General features: G+C 72.8%; 15 protein-coding genes. 10 read left to right on the top strand and 5 right to left on the bottom strand.

Annotation, left to right across the window (positions count from 1 at the left end):
• Positions 1–51 precede the first annotated feature (51 nt).
• The 6 genes from O7620_RS12935 to O7620_RS12910 all read left to right on the top strand — a co-directional run bounded on the left by O7620_RS12935 (position 52) and on the right by O7620_RS12910 (position 3,982).
• Positions 52–873 (top strand): DUF1206 domain-containing protein, encoded by an 822-nt coding sequence (locus O7620_RS12935; RefSeq protein WP_278123208.1) that lies wholly within the window; start codon positions 52–54, stop codon positions 871–873.
• A gap of 82 nt (positions 874–955) precedes the next feature.
• Positions 956–2,143: a mechanosensitive ion channel family protein gene (locus O7620_RS12930; protein ID WP_278123207.1), complete on the top strand. Its 1,188-nt coding sequence runs from the start codon at positions 956–958 to the stop codon at positions 2,141–2,143.
• A gap of 306 nt (positions 2,144–2,449) precedes the next feature.
• The gene (locus tag O7620_RS12925; protein ID WP_278123206.1) at positions 2,450–2,884 is read left to right on the top strand and encodes a phage holin family protein; all 435 of its coding nucleotides are present in this window, start codon (positions 2,450–2,452) and stop codon (positions 2,882–2,884) included.
• Entirely contained in the window at positions 2,881–3,222 is a 342-nt protein-coding gene (locus O7620_RS12920; RefSeq protein WP_151491927.1) for a DUF3618 domain-containing protein, read from the top strand. Before O7620_RS12925 ends, O7620_RS12920 begins: the two co-directional genes overlap by 4 nt.
• The gene (locus O7620_RS12915; protein WP_151491926.1) at positions 3,219–3,491 is read left to right on the top strand and encodes a DUF4235 domain-containing protein; all 273 of its coding nucleotides are present in this window, start codon (positions 3,219–3,221) and stop codon (positions 3,489–3,491) included. The genes O7620_RS12920 and O7620_RS12915 overlap by 4 nt, the downstream gene beginning before the upstream one ends.
• A gap of 287 nt (positions 3,492–3,778) precedes the next feature.
• On the top strand, positions 3,779–3,982 hold the full coding sequence (locus tag O7620_RS12910) for a cold-shock protein (protein ID WP_007075740.1): 204 nt from the start codon (positions 3,779–3,781) through the stop codon (positions 3,980–3,982).
• A gap of 700 nt (positions 3,983–4,682) precedes the next feature.
• Here O7620_RS12910 and O7620_RS12905 read toward each other — a convergent pair.
• Positions 4,683–4,877, bottom strand: coding sequence for a hypothetical protein (locus O7620_RS12905; protein WP_151491925.1), 195 nt, complete (start codon positions 4,875–4,877; stop codon positions 4,683–4,685).
• A gap of 4 nt (positions 4,878–4,881) precedes the next feature.
• Entirely contained in the window at positions 4,882–5,865 is a 984-nt protein-coding gene (locus tag O7620_RS12900) for an aldo/keto reductase (protein WP_151491924.1), read from the bottom strand.
• A gap of 83 nt (positions 5,866–5,948) precedes the next feature.
• On the opposite strand from O7620_RS12900, the gene O7620_RS12895 reads away from it, so the two are divergent.
• Positions 5,949–6,743 (top strand): trans-aconitate 2-methyltransferase, encoded by a 795-nt coding sequence (locus tag O7620_RS12895; protein ID WP_278123205.1) that lies wholly within the window; start codon positions 5,949–5,951, stop codon positions 6,741–6,743.
• Entirely contained in the window at positions 6,740–7,762 is a 1,023-nt protein-coding gene (locus O7620_RS12890; RefSeq protein WP_278123204.1) for an adenosine deaminase, read from the top strand. Before O7620_RS12895 ends, O7620_RS12890 begins: the two co-directional genes overlap by 4 nt.
• 214 nt (positions 7,763–7,976) lie before the next feature.
• On the opposite strand, the gene O7620_RS12885 is transcribed toward O7620_RS12890, so the two are convergent.
• Together O7620_RS12885 and O7620_RS12880 are read right to left on the bottom strand one after the other, a co-directional pair.
• Positions 7,977–9,380, bottom strand: coding sequence for a HAMP domain-containing sensor histidine kinase (locus tag O7620_RS12885; protein ID WP_278123203.1), 1,404 nt, complete (start codon positions 9,378–9,380; stop codon positions 7,977–7,979).
• Positions 9,381–9,409: 29 nt separating this feature from the next.
• On the bottom strand, positions 9,410–10,099 hold the full coding sequence (locus O7620_RS12880) for a response regulator transcription factor (RefSeq protein WP_278123202.1): 690 nt from the start codon (positions 10,097–10,099) through the stop codon (positions 9,410–9,412).
• Between the two features lie 73 nt (positions 10,100–10,172).
• Here O7620_RS12880 and O7620_RS12875 point away from each other — a divergent pair, with 73 nt between their 5' ends.
• Positions 10,173–11,093, top strand: coding sequence for an ADP-ribosylglycohydrolase family protein (locus O7620_RS12875; protein ID WP_278123201.1), 921 nt, complete (start codon positions 10,173–10,175; stop codon positions 11,091–11,093).
• A gap of 183 nt (positions 11,094–11,276) precedes the next feature.
• Here O7620_RS12875 and O7620_RS12870 read toward each other — a convergent pair whose 3' ends face one another.
• Complete coding sequence (locus O7620_RS12870) at positions 11,277–12,287, bottom strand: DUF1775 domain-containing protein (RefSeq protein WP_278123200.1); 1,011 nt, start codon at positions 12,285–12,287, stop codon at positions 11,277–11,279.
• A 189-nt stretch (positions 12,288–12,476) separates the two neighbouring features.
• On the opposite strand from O7620_RS12870, the gene thrS reads away from it, so the two are divergent.
• Positions 12,477–14,486, top strand: a complete 2,010-nt coding sequence (thrS, locus tag O7620_RS12865; protein ID WP_151491918.1) for a threonine--tRNA ligase — start codon at positions 12,477–12,479, stop codon at positions 14,484–14,486.
• Positions 14,487–15,752: the final 1,266 nt, after the last annotated feature.

Below are 15,752 nucleotides of genomic sequence, written 5' to 3'. Positions count from 1 at the left end.
GGCGGCGGTGGCCGACGTTTGGGGATCAACAAATTCGGAGATTGTGGCGCCATGTCACTCACCCGTAGCGCCGAAGCCACCGCCTCCCGTACGGCGGACAGCCGGTGGCTGGAATTTCTCGCCCGGGCCGGCTTCATCGGCTACGGCATCGTCCACCTGCTCTTCGCCTGGCTGGCGTTGCAGATCGCGTTCGGCACGTCGTCCGACGACGGCGACCAGTCCGGCGCGCTGCGGACCCTCTCCGAACAACCGCTCGGCAAGTTCCTGGTCATCGCCACTGCGGTGGGCCTGCTCGCCATGGCGATCTGGCAGGCGCTGGAGGCGGCGGTCGGGCACCGCGCCGAGCGGGGCAGGGAGCGGGTCGTCGAGCGGCTCGCCTCGGCCGGCCGCACCATCGTCTACCTCTACTTCGCCTGGACCGCGTTCAAGGTCTTCTCCGACGCCGGGTCGAACAGCGCGGACCAGCAGGAGGCGCTGACCGGCAAGCTGATGACCTCCAGCGGTGGCCGCTGGCTGGTCGGCCTGGCCGGGCTGGTGCTCGCCGCGATCGGCGTCGGTCTGGTGATCTACGGCATCGTCAAGCGGTTCGAGAAGCACCTCAAGACCGGCGAGATGAGCCCGAAGACCCGCACGCTCGCCCGCCGCCTCGGCATGGCGGGGTACGTGGCCAAGGGCATCGCGTACGGCATCTCCGGCCTGCTGATCATCGTGGCGGCGGTGAACTACGACCCGGAGAAGGCCCGTGGTCTGGACGCCGCGCTGCACACGCTGCGCGAGCAGTCGTACGGCACGTTCCTGCTGACCCTGGTCGCCCTGGGCATCGCCGCCTTCGGCCTCTTCTGCTTCCTCCAGTCCCGGTACCGCAAGGTCTGAGCTGGTCGATTCCGCGGGCGCGGGGCACTATTGGGCTTTTGCCCGAAGCGCCGCCGCCTGGTCGAAGGGAAGCACCGAACCCGTGCAGAGTTACCTGACGACGGCCGTCGCCGCGCTCGCCGCGGCGGCGGTCGCGCTCTTCCTGGTCGAGGTCGTCCACCGGCTCACCCGCCGGTTCGGCCGCCGGTCGTTGTTGATGACCGAGCTGACCGACCACGCGCACCGCCCGTTCCAGGTCGCCGCGACGGTCCTGGCCGTCCAGTTCGCCGTCCGTTTCAGCACCGGGTACGCGGTCGGCCACAGCTGGCGCCGGCTGACGCTGCACCTGCTCATCCTCGCCGTCATCGCCACCACGGCCTGGCTGGTCGCCTCGCTGCTGATCGTCGTGGAGGACACCGCGCTGGCCCGGTTCCGGGTCGACGTACCGGACAACCGGCACGCCCGGCGCGTACGCACCCAGGTGGTGATGCTGCGCCGACTCACCATCGCGGTGATCGTCATCCTGACCGTCGGCGTGATGCTGATGACGTTCCCGAGTGTGCGCGGCATCGGCGCCGGCGTGCTGACCTCCGCCGGTGTGGTCGGTGTGGTGGCCGCCCTCGCCGCGCAGAGCCTGCTCGGCAACGTCTTCGCCGGCCTGCAACTCGCCTTCAGCGACGCGGTCCGCCTCGACGACGTGGTGGTCGTCGAGGGGGAGTGGGGTCGCATCGAGGAGCTGACCCTCAGCTACGTGGTCGTGCAGATCTGGGACGACCGGCGGCTGATCCTGCCCACCTCGTACTTCACCAGCAAGCCGTTCCAGAACTGGACGCGTACCGAGGCGGCAGTGCTCGGCACCGCCGAGTTCGACGTCGACTGGGCGGTGCCGGTGCAGGCCATGCGGGAGGAACTGCGCCGCCTGGTGGAGGGCACCGAGCTGTGGGACGGCCGGGTCTGCGTCCTGCAGGTCACCGACGCCACCGGCGGGATGGTGCGGATGCGCGCGCTGGTCAGCGCCGCCGACGCGGGCAGCCTGTGGGACCTGCGCGCCCTCGTCCGCGAGCACCTGGTGGGCTGGATCCGGGACAACCGTCCCACCGCGATGCCCCGGATGCGTACCGAACTCGGCGACGCCAGCAGCAACCTGCCCTGGCAGTGGGTGCAGCCGAGGCTGCCGGCACGCCGCCCGACCGACACCGAGGCCCCCGACGACGCCCGCGTCTTCGGCGGCAGCGACGACGGCGACGCCCGCAGCGAAGCCTTCGTAGGCCCCGAAGAAACCCGCCCCTAACCCCCCACCCCACCCCACCCCACCCCGCCCCCGGGCCCGCGTTGATCATGAGGTTGACGAGGTCCGCCTCGGCGTGTCACGCCCGCCAACCTCATGATCAACCGCCCTGGTCGAGGTGGGGTGGGAGGTTTGGGCTCGCTTGGGCGGGGGATCTGCTGCCGGTCATCTCTTCTCCGGTCGGGAGGCCGCCGTCGGATTGGCGGCGCGGCGACCGGACGACAGGGACGGCGAGCTGCTCGGCGCGCTTTAGGATTGACGGGCGGCGACTCCGGGCATACAGCGCGGTGATGAGGAAAGGAGGACAGCATGGCTGACGTGGCGAACGCCCGCACATCCCGCAACGGGAGCGAGCCCTCCACCGCCGAGCTGGTGCAGCGAGCCACCGAGCAGGTCTCCCGCCTGATCCGGGACGAACTGACGCTGGCCCGTGCGGAGTTGACCCAGAAGGGCAAGCACGCCGGCATCGGCATCGGCCTGTTCGGCGGCGGCGGAGCGCTGGCGTTCTTCGGCCTGGGCGCGCTGGTCGCCACGGCGATCCTGCTGCTCGACCTGGTGCTGCCCGCCTGGGCCGCCGCGCTGATCGTGGCGGTGGCCTGTTTCCTGGTCGCCGGCATCCTCGCCCTGGTGGGCAAGAAGCAGGTCAGCCGCGCGGTCCCGCCGGTCCCGGCGGCGACGGTGCGCAGCCTGCGGGCAGACGTGGACACTGTCGCTGCCGCGGTGAAGGACAGGGGTCGGGCATGACGGGCAACGGGACCGGCGACACGGAGGCGCTCCGTGAGGAGATCCGTCGTACCCGGGTGGAGTTGGGCGAGACGATGGAGGCGCTGGCCGCCAAGGCGGATGTCAAGGCGCGCCTGAAGGAGTCCGCCGGTCAGGCACGGGAGCGGGTGCGCGAGCAGGCGGCGCAGACCGTGGCCCGGGTCCGCGGGCAGGCCGTGCGCCACGCCGAGGATGTGCGGGCGCAGGCGTACGACAAGGGCGGGATGGTTCGGCGTAACCCGGTGCCGTGGGCGACGATCGCCGCCGGAGCGGTGGCCGCCGTGGTGGTGCTGATGATCGTGCGGGGGAGGCGTAGGTGAGCAAGAGCATCGGCAGGGTCGCGTACCGGCCGGTCGGCGTCCTGTTGGGCATCGCCGCGGGTACGGTGGCGGGCGCGATCTTCCGGCAGGTCTGGAAGGTGACCGCGGGCGATGGTGAGGCACCCAACGCCACTGACGAGGACCGCGGTTGGGGCGAGATCCTGGCCGCCGCGGCACTGCAGGGCGCCATCTTCGCGGTGGTCCGGGCAGCCGTGGACCGGGGCGGAGCGGTCGGCGTCCGCCGGATGACCGGCCAGTGGCCGGACTGACCAACGCATCGACATCGGCCCCCTTCCCGCATCGACGGGAAGGGGGCCTTTCGCACGGCGCAGCACGACGCCCAGCGATCTCGGGCATCCGTCAGGTCACATGTCGGAGAAATTCGTCGGAGAGGTCGTGCAGAGTTTTTGCGTACGTGATTTGCTGTCCCCGCTGTTGCGAGATGGCGTGGGTTGAGAGAAGTCTCCTTTGTGGGGCCGCCTCAGACACCGCTGCTCGGAAAACGGCCAATCGGCCGCACGGCGTGCACGGCCGCCAGTTTTAGAAGGAGATACACATGGCGCAGGGAACCGTGAAGTGGTTCAACGCTGACAAGGGCTTCGGCTTCATCACCGTCGACGGCGGGGGTGCTGACGTGTTCGTCCACTTCTCGGCCATCCAGACCAGCGGCTACCGCACGCTGGAGGAGAACCAGCGGGTGGAGTTCGAGATCGCTCAGGGTCAGAAGGGCCCGCAGGCTGAGCAGGTCCGTCCCATCTGAGTAGTGTGGCCGGCCCCCGCCGGCCAGTGGGACGATCCGGCCAGGGGTCGTTGTGCAGCCCCGCATCCCGTGAGGGATGCGGGGCTGTTCCACGTCCGCCGTCGTGCCCCGGGTAGCCAAGGTGTCCCTCGGTGCCTGTCGAGCTGCCCCGCAGGTGGGGCGGGACCGGGCGGACACGGCAGGCACCCCATCGTCGGCCGGACAGCGGACACCCCCGCTGCCCGCGTCGCCCGTGCCGAAGCGTCGCCCCGTGCCGTTTGCTGCCCGTGCTGCTCGCGCTGCCCGTGCTGCTCGCGCTGCCCGTGCTGCTCGCGCTGCCCGTGCTGCTCGCGCTGCCCGTGCTGCTCGCGCTGCCCGTGCTGCTCGCGCTGCCCGTGCTGCTCGCGCTGCCCGTGCTGCTCGCGCTGCCCGTGCTGCTCGCGCTGCCCGTGCTGCTCGCGCTGCCCGTGCTGCCGCGTCGCCCGTGCTGCTCGCGCTGCCCGTGCTGCCGCGTCGCCCGTGCTGCCGCGTCGCCCGTGCTGCCGCGTCGCCCGTGCCGAAGTATCGCAACCCCACCGCCTCCCGGCGGCGGGACCGTGCCGGCCCTGCCGCACGCGCCGCCGGTGCCCCACATCCGGGGCAGCTCGACAGGCACCGAACGAGCCCTCACCGGTCGCGCTCGCCGAGCCCGCCGGCCCAGGTCAGCCTCGACGGCGCGACGTCAGCCTCGACGGCGTGACCGCAGGCCGAGCCAGATCACCACGAACCCGGCCAGCGCCACGGCCGGGCCGAGCAGCGCCCAGAGCCGCTCGTCGGTCATCACGCTGCCGCTGACGTAGCCGAGACCCTGCACCGTCCACACCGCACCGATCACGACCGCCAGCAGGCCGAGGGTGAGCGTCAGCCAACCCCTCATCGCGTCACCACCGGTCGTGCACCTGCGGGCGGATCAGCTCGTCGTAGACCTCGCGTACCCCGGCCAGTTGAGCGGGTGTGAGCGGCGACTGGGCCGCCGTGGCGGCGTTGCGTCGCGCCTGGTCGGCGTCGCGGGCGCCGGGGATGACGACGGTGACCCCGGCCTGGTCCAGCACCCAGCGGAGGGCGAACTGCGCCATCGTGCGGTCCGCGTCGACCAGCGGCGCGAGCCGGCGTACGGCGGCCAGGCCCCGGTCGTAGTCGACGCCGGAGAACGTCTCGCCCACGTCGAACGCCGCACCGTGCCGGTTGTAGTTGCGGTGGTCGTCGGCGGGGAACTCGGTGTGCTCGTCGTAGCGGCCGGAGAGCAGGCCGCTGGCCAACGGCACCCGGGCGATGATGCCGACCCCGGCCGCCGAGGCCGCCGGCAGGACACGCTCCAGCGGCTTGTGGCGCACCGCGTTCAGAATGATCTGGACGCTGGCCACGCCCGGTCGGGCGATGGCGGTGAGCGCCTGGTCGCAGGTCTCGACGCTGACCCCGTACCCGGCGATGGCCTTCTCGGCGACGAGGGTGTCCAGGGCGTCGAAGACCTCGTCGGAGGCGAAGACGGCGGTGGGCGGGCAGTGCAGCTGGACCAGGTCCAGTGTGTCCATCCCGAGGTTGGCCCGGGACCGGTCGGTCCACTGCCGGAAGTTGGCCAGGGTGTACGCCTCCGGCCGCTGTTCGACGCGGCGGCCCATCTTGGTGGCGACGGTCAGTCCGGCGTCCGGGCGGGAGCGCAGGAAACGGCCGATGAGCTGCTCGCTGCGGCCGTCGCCGTACACGTCGGCGGTGTCGAGGAAGGTGACTCCGGCGTCGACGGCGGCGCTGAGCACCGCCATCGCGTCGGCCTCGCTGACGGTGCCCCAGTCGGCGCCGAGCTGCCAGGCGCCCAGGCCGACCACTCCGACGGTCCGGCCGAGCCGGTTGAAGCTGCGCTGTTCCATTCCCCGAGCCTAGACATCACCTTGCCGGGCTGCCACGTGAGCCGTACCTTAAGCAAGACGGACGTACGGTTTGGGAGGCGACGATGTGGGATCCGACGACGTACCTGCGCTACGCGGACGAGCGCTCCCGACCGTTTCACGACCTGGTCGCCCGGATCCCGGCCGAACGACCCCGCAGCGTCGTCGACCTCGGCTGCGGCCCCGGCCAGCTCACCGCCACCCTCGCCGAGCGCTGGCCGGCGAGCCGGGTGATCGGCCTCGACTCCTCGCCCGAGATGATCGACCGGGCCGCCGCCCTGGACACCCCGGTCGACTTCGCCGTCGCCGACGTGCGCGACTGGCGGCCGGCCGGCGACGAGGACGTGCTGCTCACCAATGCCGTGCTCCAGTGGGTGCCCGGCCATCAGGAGCTGCTCCGCCGCTGGGCCGCCGAGCTACCCTCCGGCGCGTGGCTCGCCATGCAGGTCCCCGGCAACTTCGACGCCCCCTCCCACCGGGCGCTGCGCGAGGTCGCCGACCTCCCCGCCTGGCGCGCCGAGCTGGCCCCGCTGCAGCGCGCCGACCCGGTCGACGACCCGGCCGACTACGCCGCGCTCCTGACCGCCGCCGGCTGCTCCGTGGACGCCTGGGAGACTACCTACGTGCACCTGCTGCCGGCCCCGCCTGCCGCCGACCACCCGGTGCTGGCCTGGATGGAGGGCACCGCGCTGCGCCCGGTCCGGGCCGCGCTGGACGCCGCCGGCTGGTCGGCCTTCCGCGCCGAGCTGGGGGTACGGCTCACCGCCGCCTACCCGGTACGGCAGGGTCAGGTGTACTTCCCGTTCCGCCGCGTCTTCGTCGTCGCGCACACCGGCGACCGTGCCGAGGAGAATCTGTGACCGACCTGCCCACCTTCATCGCCGGCCTGCCCAAGGTGGAGCTGCACGTGCACCACGTCGGCTCCGCCTCGCCCCGCATCGTCGCCGAGCTGGCCGCCCGGCACGAGGGCCGCACCCCGGTGCCGGCCGACCCGGCGGCGCTCGTCGACTACTTCGAGTTCCGCGACTTCGCGCACTTCATCGAGGTCTACCTCAGCGTCGTCGACCTCATCCGCGACCCCGACGACGTCTGGATCCTCACCCACGAGGTCGCCCGGGAGCTGGCCCGCCAGCAGGTCCGGTACGCGGAGCTGACCATCACCCCGTACTCGCACGTGCGTCGGGGCATCCCCGCACCGGCGTTCTGCGAGGCGATCGAGGACGCCCGCAAGCGCGCCCTGGACGACTTCGGCATCGAGCTGCGCTGGTGCTTCGACATCCCCGGCGAGGCCGGCCTGCCGGCGGCCGAGGAGACGCTGCGCATCGCGCTGGAGGAGCGCCCGGACGGGCTGATCAGCTTCGGACTGGGCGGCCCGGAGATCGGCGTACCCCGGCCGCAGTTCCGGCCCTACTTCGACCAGGCCAGGGCGGCCGGCCTGCGCTCGGTGCCGCACGCCGGGGAGACCACCGGCCCGCAGACCGTCTGGGACGCGCTGCGCGAGCTGGGCGCCGAGCGGATCGGCCACGGCATCTCCGCCGCCCAGGATCCGGAGCTGCTCGCGTACCTCGCGGAGCGGCAGATCGGGATGGAGATCTGCCCGACCTCCAACGTGCGGACCCGGGCCGTGGCCAGCCTCGACGAGCACCCGCTGCCCCGACTCGTCGAGGCCGGCCTGCTGGTCACCATCAACTCCGACGACCCGCCGATGTTCGGCACCACCCTCAACGACGAGTACGCGGTGGCGGCCCGGCTGCTCGGCGCGGGCCCGCAGGGGCTGGCCGGGCTGGCCCGCAACGCGGTGACCGCGTCCTTCCTGGACCCGGCCGGTAAGCAGCGGATCACCGACGAGATCGACGCGTACCTCACCACCGCCGGCTGAGCGGGTCGAGGGAGCAGGGCGCGCGGCGGGAGCATGGGTGTGGGGGGACCTGTGACTCCCGCCGCGCGCGCGGCTCCACCGACCGGTGGGTGCACGGTGCGGTGGTCGGTGGAACTGGTGGGTTCGTGCGTTGATCCTGTCAGCTCGCGGCTGATCCACCTCGGTCGTTAACCGCGATCTAAGGAAGACTTGCGCCGGGGCACAGCCCGGGGGTTCAGCCGTCGGTGGGGCGCTGCCGGGGCCAGCGTCGGCCACTGGCCTTCTGCTCCCGAACGTCCCGCGCCATCCGACCCACCAGGCCGAAGCGGCTGACCTGCCGTGGTGTCGCCTCCGGGTCGGCGAGCAGCATCACCACGCTCGCCCCGCCGAGGCGGGCCCGGTCGATGCTCACCGATCCGTTGGCCTGCAACGCCACCCGTTTGGCGATGTCCAGCCCGAGCCCGGTCGAACCCTGGTCGCTGGCCCCCCGCCGCAGCGCGCGGTCCGGGTTGGCGATGCCGGGGCCGGCATCGTCGATCCGGATCGCCACGTACCCGTCGCGGCGGGACACCGCCACCTCGAACGCGGTGCCCTGCGGCGTGTAGCGGAACACGTTGCCGATCACCGCGTCCAGCGCGGCGGCCAGCTCGGCGCGCGGCACCGGCGCCGGAATACGCAGCTGCGCGCCGGTCACCCGCTGCGGCCGGTTCTGGTCACCGGCCAGGGCCGCCCAGAACACCATCCGGTCCCGGACCACCTCGCTGACGTCGCACATCGCCGGCCCGGCCTCGTGCGCCACCGCCTTGCGGGTGGTCTTGATCAGCACGTCGATCTCACCCTCCAGGGTGACGATCGCCTGCCGGATCCGCCGGATCCCGCGCCGCCGGTCCAGCTCGGCCTCGGAGAACGAACCCACGCTCGTGTCGTCGGACTCCAACGCCTCCGCGTCCAGCCGCAGCACGGTCAACGGGGTACGCAGCCGGTGCGACAGGTCGGCCACCAGCTCCCGCTCGTCGGTGCGCGCCGCGTCCAGCCGGTCGGCCATCCGGTTGAAGGCGTGCCCGGCCTCGGCCAGCTCCCGTGGGCCGGTCGGCTCCACGCGTACCCCGAGGTCGCCGTCGCCGATCGACAGGGCGGCCTTCACCAGCCCACGGGTCGAGTCCACCGCACGGGCGGCGACCCGGTCGACCACCAGCACCGCCGCGCCGGCCATCGCCGCACCCACCGCGAACAACAACAGCCAGGTGCCGCCGGCACCCTCGTCCAGCGTCGAGTCGGGCACGAACACCTCGACCACCGCCGTCCGGTCACCCAGCACCACCGGGTCGAGCCGGACCACCCCGCCGTCGACGTCGGCGACCAGCGAACGCCGGTCGGCGCGGGCCTGGTCCAGGTCGGTGCCGTCGGCCCGGCCAGCGGACTCGTCCAGCCCCAACCCGTGCACCACCGGCCGGGTCGGCGCGCCCTCGGCGCTGGCCACCACGGCCCGCTCGACGACCGCCGGGTCGATGCTCACCGCCAGCGCACCGGTCACCAGCGCGCTGCGTCGGGCCGCCTCGGCGATCGCCTCCTGGCGGCTCTGCTCACGCAGGCTGAGCCCCAGGGGGATCAGGAAGGCGAGCGCGACGAGACTGCACATGCCGGCCGTGAGCAGGGCCAGCGCCGACCTCAGTCCGGCGCCACCAGCCGGAACCCGACCCCCCGCACGGTGCGCAGGTAGCGTGGCTTCGCCGCGGACTCGCCCATCTTTCGGCGCAGCCAGTACAGGTGAACGTCGATGGTCTGATCCTCGCCGACCGATGGCTGACGCCATACCTCCTCCAAGAGCTCCCGGCGGGACACTACCCGCCCGGGTCGTGCGGCGAGATACGCCAGCAGGTCGAATTCCTTGCGGGTCAGCGCCAGCGGCTCCCCGTCGAGCTGTGCGCTGCGCTCACCGACGTCCACCCGTAGACCGCCGACGACGTGCACCGCGGGCTGCACCGTACGGCTCGCCCGCCCGGCCCGCCGCAGCACGGTGGTGATCCGCGCGTCCAGGTGCGCGCCGGTGAACGGCTTCACCATGTAGTCGTCGGCGCCGGCGCGCAGCAGCTTCACCACCGACTGCTCGTCGTCACGGGCGGTGGCGATGATGATCGGCACATCGGTGATGCCGCGCAGCATCCGCAGCGCATCCGAGCCGTCCAGGTCGGGCAGACCCAGGTCCAACACCACCAGGTCGGGTGTCTCCGCGGCGACCCGGCGCAGGGCGTCCAGCGCCGTACCCACGGCGTGCACGGCGTGCCCTCGGTCGGTGAGGGACCGCAGCATCGCGCCGCGTACGACGTGATCGTCTTCGACCAGGAGCACGGAGGCCACGACAAGACCGTACTTGGCCTGGCAAGTTGATCGCGTTGCGACGTACCTGGGAAGCGGGCAAGCTGGAACGACGATGTCGTTCACCCTGTTCGTCGATGCCCGCCTGGCGCTCGCCCGGGACAGCCTCGCCGGCCTCTCCACCGGCGACGCGCTCGGCGCGCGGTACTTCCTGCCCGGCGCGCCCCCGGCCGATCTCGACGCGGACGCGCTGCCCCCGGCACCCTGGGAGTGGACCGACGACACCGAGATGGCCTGCTCGGTCCTCGCCGAGCTGGCCGAGTCCGGCGGCATCGACCGGGACCGGCTGGCGCTGGCCTTCGCCGAGCGCTGCGCCCCGCAGCGGGGCTACGGCGCCGGCGCGATGATGATCCTGCGGCTGATCCGTACCGGAACGCCGTGGCCGTTGGCCGCCGCGTCCGCCTTCGACGGCCAGGGCTCGTGCGGCAACGGCGCGGCGATGCGGGTGGGCCCCCTGGGCGCCTACTTCGCCGACTCGACCGGCCGCGCCGCCGCGCAGGCCCGCGCGTCGGCCGAGGTGACCCACGCGCACCCGGAGGGAATCGCCGGCGCGGTCGCCGTGGCGGTCGCCGCCGCGCTGGCCGCCCGTGCCCGCCTCGACGGGCACCGGCCCGCCCCCGAGCGGCTGCTCGCCGGGATCGCCGCCGCGGTCGACCCGGGCACCGAGGTGCACCGCGGGGTGACCCGGGCAGCCGGACTGCTCGGCCGACCGCTGCCGCACGTGGTGGCGGCGCTCGGCAACGGCTCCCGGGTGACCGCCCAGGACACCGTCGGGTTCACCCTCTGGGTCGCCGCCACCCACCTCGACGACTATCCGGCGGCGATCCGGACGTGCGTGCGGGCCGGTGGGGACGTGGACACCACGGCCGCCATCGCGGGGGCGGTGGTGGCGGCGTACACCGGCGTCGGAACTCCGGGCGGCGTGCCCGAGTCGTGGCTGGCCGCCCGCGAGCCGCTACCCACCTGGGCCCCCTGACCGCGGCGGCCCTGGCGGCCCGGCCCTGGCGGCGGCCCGGCCCTGGCTGCGGCCCGGCCCTGGCGGCTCTGACCGCAGCGGCCCTGTCCTGGCGGCGGCGCTGGGCATGATCGACTCGGGTTCCTGGACACCGGGCTGTCCGGCTGGGGCGGGGATGCCGCGGTTTCCAGGAACCCGAGTGGATCACCGAGCCGCCGCGGAAACGGCGGGCGCCGGGTCGGCGGGCGCCGGGTCGGCGGGCGCCGGGTCGGCGGGCGTCGGGTCGGCGGGGGTCGCCCGCTCGTCGGCGTTGCTGGTCACCTCGGCGGGCGTCGTGGGCTTGTGCGGGTTGGCATTCACTTCGCCCGGCACTGTGTCCTCGGCCGGGTCACCGGTCACCTCGGCGGGCGCTGTGTCCTTGGCCGGGTCGCCGGTCACCTCGGCGAGGGCGGCGTCCTCGGCCGGGTCGCGTCGGCGCCACCGGCTGACCAGCCAGCCGATCGCCGCGCCGCCGCCCAGGCCGGCCAGCAGCCCGGCGGCGAGCATCGCGTCGGCGCTGCCGGACTCCCCGTTAGCGCCGTCCGCCTGCGCGGCACCGGCATCACCCACGGCGTCGGGCGCCGCACCGGCCGCCGGGCCGCCGTGCCCGCCGCCGTGCGCCGCCGGGCCGGGCGCACCGGCCGCCGCCGGCAGCAGGGTGAGCACCGGGGCCCGGTGCGCGCCGCCCGGGTCCGCCCAGCGGACCACGGTGCCGTCGGCGTACGTCTGGACGACCTCGAAGGTGAGCTTCTCGGCCTGCGGCAGCGGCCCCATGGACAGCGCCAGCCGGGCCGGGCCGGGCGCGCCCGCACCGACGCGGACCCAGGTCACCGCGGTGGTCACTGTGCTCACCCCGGAGGAGTGGATGCCGGCCACCGGCTTGTCCAGGGTGCGCGAGCTGATCCGGGGCGCCCAGCCGTCCACCGACATCGGGTAGACCTCGGCGACCGGCGCGTCGGCCGGCAACCGGACCTCGACCTGCGTGGTCCTCGTCCCGGCCCGCTCCTCCGGCACGCTGAACTCCAGCCGTACGGCGTCGCCCTGCCGGGCCTCGGTCGGGGTGGTCGTCACGTCCGCCGCGTACGCCGTCGCGGGCCAGAGCAGCAGCCCAGCGGCCGTCAACGCGGTCGCCGCCACGATCCGCCGCCGGCGGCCACCGCCGTACGTGCTCGCCATCTCGTGCCCCCATCCGTGTCGACGCGGCCGGCACCGGTTTCCGGCCACACCTTCTAGTTCGGCTGCGAGGCGCGAAAGGTTCAACGTCGGTCGTTGGGAAGGTGCCGTTCCCGATCGGCGGCGGGGCGACCGATAGCATCGGCAGGAGCCGAGGATCGGCACCGTTTCGTACCGCTTGGAGGAGTCACCGTGTCCGCACCCCGTACCCCCGCCGTGGCCGACCCCGTCGTCGTCGCCGCCGGGACCACGGCGGCCGACGCGGTGGCCGCGGCCGGACTGCCCGCGAACGGCCCCAAGGCGATCGTCGTGGTCCGCGACCCGCAGGGTCAGCTGCGCGACCTGGACTGGACGCCGACCGAGGAGACCGTCGTCGAGCCGGTCAGTCTGGACTCGCCCGACGGGCTCAACGTGCTGCGCCACTCCACCGCGCACGTGCTGGCGCAGGCCGTGCAGGACGTCTTCCCCGAGGCCAAGCTGGGCATCGGTCCGCCGATCGAGAACGGCTTCTACTACGACTTCGACGTCGACAAGCCGTTCCAGCCCGACGACCTGAGCAAGCTCGAGAAGCGCATGCAGGAGATCATCAAGAGCGGGCAGCGGTTCCGCCGTCGCCGTTTCGGCAGCCTGGACGAGGCGCGCGCCGAGCTGGCCGACGAGCCGTTCAAGCTGGAGTTGATCGAGGTCAAGGGCGAGGGCCTGGACACCGACGAGGTGATGGAGGTCGGCGGCGGCGAGCTGACCATCTACGACAACCTCGACGCCAAGGAGGACAAGGTCTGCTGGTCGGACCTGTGCCGTGGCCCGCACCTGCCGACCACCCGGCTGATCGGCGCGTTCAAGCTGATGCGCTCGGCCGCCGCGTACTGGCGCGGGTCGGAGAAGAACCCCCAACTGCAGCGGGTGTACGGCACCGCGTGGCCGACCCGCGACGAGCTCAAGGCGTACCTGAAGCTGTTGGAGGAGGCCGCCCGGCGCGACCACCGCAAGCTCGGTGCGGACCTGGACCTGTTCAGCTTCCCCGACGAGATCGGCTCCGGCCTGGCGGTGTTCCACCCCAAGGGCGGCATCATCCGCCGGGAGATGGAGCACTACTCGCGGCGGCGGCACGAGGAGGCGGGGTACGAGTTCGTCAACAGCCCGCACATCACCAAGGCGCAGCTGTTCCAGACCTCCGGTCATCTGCCGTACTACGCGGACACCATGTTCCCGCCCATGCAGCTGGAGGGCGCGGACTACTACCTCAAGGCCATGAACTGCCCGATGCACAACCTGATCTTCCGGGCGCGCGGGCGGTCGTACCGGGAGCTGCCGCTGCGGATGTTCGAGTTCGGCACGGTCTACCGGTACGAGAAGTCCGGCGTGGTGCACGGCCTGACCCGGGTCCGGGGCCTGACCCAGGACGACTCGCACATCTACTGCACCCGCGAGCAGATGGCCGGCGAGCTGACCACGCTGCTCAGCTTCGTGCTGGACCTGCTGCGCGACTACGGCCTGGACGACTTCTACCTGGAGCTGTCGACCCGCGACGACTCGCCCAAGTTCATCGGCGCGGACGAGGACTGGGCCGAGGCGACCGAGGCGCTGCGGACCGCCGCCGAGACCTCCGGCCTGGACCTGGTGCCCGACCCGGGCGGCGCGGCGTTCTACGGGCCGAAGATCTCCGTGCAGGCGCGCGACGCGATCGGCCGGACGTGGCAGTTGTCCACCCTCCAGGTCGACTTCAACCAGCCGGAGCGGTTCGGTCTGGAGTACCAGGCCGCCGACGGCACCCGGCAGCGACCCGTCATGATCCACCGGGCGCTGTTCGGGTCGATCGAGCGGTTCTTCGGGGTGCTCACCGAGCACTACGCGGGCGCCTTCCCGGCCTGGCTGGCGCCGGTGCAGGTGGTCGGCATCCCGATCCGCGAGGACCACACCGACTACCTGCACGGTTTCGTCGCGGCGCTGCGCGCCGAGGGCATCCGCGCGCAGGTGGACGCGGGGGACGACCGGATGCAGAAGAAGATCCGCACCGCCCAGCAGCAGAAGATCCCGTTCATGGTGATCGCCGGCGACGACGACGTGGCCGCCGGCACGGTCTCCTTCCGCTACCGCGACGGCTCCCAGCGCAACGGAGTCCCGATCGCTGAGGCGGTGACCCACGTCCTCGACGTGGTGACCACCCGGACCAACATCGGCCCCTCGGCCGCCGCGGAGTAGCGCGGAAGTGCCCGCGCGGCCCGCGGGCCGTCGCGCCCGGCAAGATCGTGCGAACCAGGAGGTGGTGGCCTCCCCGGCGCGGGAGGCCACCACCTCGTCGTCGTTGCTCGAACCGGTCTTCGTCCAGTTCGCCGCTCTGGTCCACGGATCGGGCTACCAACGGGCAGCCACCCCACAGTGTTCGGACCGTACGATCCGCAGACGACGGCACGTCTGAGCCGCGGCCGGCCTGGGCGAACAACTGCCAACTCGCCAGCCACGACCGCTACGAAACTCCGTCCTACCCAGGGGCCAACCCGTCGGCACCCCGGAAGGGGCTATCGACTGCGCCTGCGGCTTGTACCTCGGCGATCCAACGCCTGGACCTGACCCCTGAAGGATCAGCGCCCAGGAGCTGCACCAGGGCCCTTGGCGTACCCGCTACCCCCCAGCTGGGGCGCGGAACTCGTCGGGTACCGCCCCGAACTCTCCCCTCCAAACCCGCGCTGATCCGGTTGCGGCCTCCCTCTTAGGGCGGGCGAACGCATGGCCGCAGCAGCCTGACGCAGCGGCGGCGTCAGCGGCGGCGTCGGCAGCGTCGGCGTCGGCGGCGGCGGCGGCGGCGGCAGCGTCGGCGGCGGCGGCGGCGCCGTCCGCCCCCGCACTGGCTGCTGCCGCTGCCCCGACAGCGTCTGCAGCGACTGCCACTGCGACTGCCGTGGCTGCGCCTGCGGCGGCTGCGGTTGCCGCTCCCCGTTTGGCTGCGGCGGCTCCCGGTCCCACACCGTTAGCGGCTGCTCCGGCGGCAGCTCCCGGAGGCGCTGGCTCAGAGCCGGATCTTGGTGCGGCGGCGGCTCCGGGTACGACCCCCGCCTCCTCCACTCCCACTCCGGCTCTGGCAGCGACTGCTGTCGCTGCGGCGGCGGCGGTTGCCGCTCCCCGTTTGGCTGCCCCGCCGCCAGCTCCCGGGGGCGCTGGCTCGGAGCCGGATCTTGGTGCGGCGGCGGCTCCGGGTACGACCCCCGCCTCATCCACTCCCACTCCGGCGCTGTCAGCGACTGCTGTCGCTGCGCCCTCGCCGACTGCGGCAAGTTCGTCCGCGGGACGGCGGGCTGCGATTCGGAAAATTTGTTTTCGGGCACTACAACTCCTCGGCGAATAGTCATCGCGACTACCGATGCTGCTGGTGAGGCTTACAGCAATACAACGAGAGGGCTCTTCCGTAGGTTCACGGTCAGAGCCGAGGAACTGCCCGAAGCCGTGGTTGCGGGCCTGCTGGGCCAGCCG

It is taken from the genome of Micromonospora sp. WMMD710 (assembly GCF_029626045.1).
In the GTDB taxonomy this organism is placed as follows: domain Bacteria; phylum Actinomycetota; class Actinomycetes; order Mycobacteriales; family Micromonosporaceae; genus Micromonospora.
Note: the sequence above shows the minus strand (reverse complement) of the source record. Positions and strands in the feature narration are given on the sequence as shown.

Coding starts and splice junctions, on each gene's coding strand:
- O7620_RS12935 (WP_278123208.1), top strand. CDS start 52: ATGTCACTCACCCGTAGCGCCGAAGCCACCGCCTCCCGTACGGCGGAC.
- O7620_RS12925 (WP_278123206.1), top strand. CDS start 2,450: ATGGCTGACGTGGCGAACGCCCGCACATCCCGCAACGGGAGCGAGCCC.
- O7620_RS12920 (WP_151491927.1), top strand. CDS start 2,881: ATGACGGGCAACGGGACCGGCGACACGGAGGCGCTCCGTGAGGAGATC.
- O7620_RS12910 (WP_007075740.1), top strand. CDS start 3,779: ATGGCGCAGGGAACCGTGAAGTGGTTCAACGCTGACAAGGGCTTCGGC.
- O7620_RS12905 (WP_151491925.1), bottom strand. CDS start 4,877: ATGAGGGGTTGGCTGACGCTCACCCTCGGCCTGCTGGCGGTCGTGATC.
- O7620_RS12900 (WP_151491924.1), bottom strand. CDS start 5,865: ATGGAACAGCGCAGCTTCAACCGGCTCGGCCGGACCGTCGGAGTGGTC.
- O7620_RS12895 (WP_278123205.1), top strand. CDS start 5,949: ATGTGGGATCCGACGACGTACCTGCGCTACGCGGACGAGCGCTCCCGA.
- O7620_RS12885 (WP_278123203.1), bottom strand. CDS start 9,380: ATGTGCAGTCTCGTCGCGCTCGCCTTCCTGATCCCCCTGGGGCTCAGC.
- O7620_RS12875 (WP_278123201.1), top strand. CDS start 10,173: ATGTCGTTCACCCTGTTCGTCGATGCCCGCCTGGCGCTCGCCCGGGAC.
- O7620_RS12870 (WP_278123200.1), bottom strand. CDS start 12,287: ATGGCGAGCACGTACGGCGGTGGCCGCCGGCGGCGGATCGTGGCGGCG.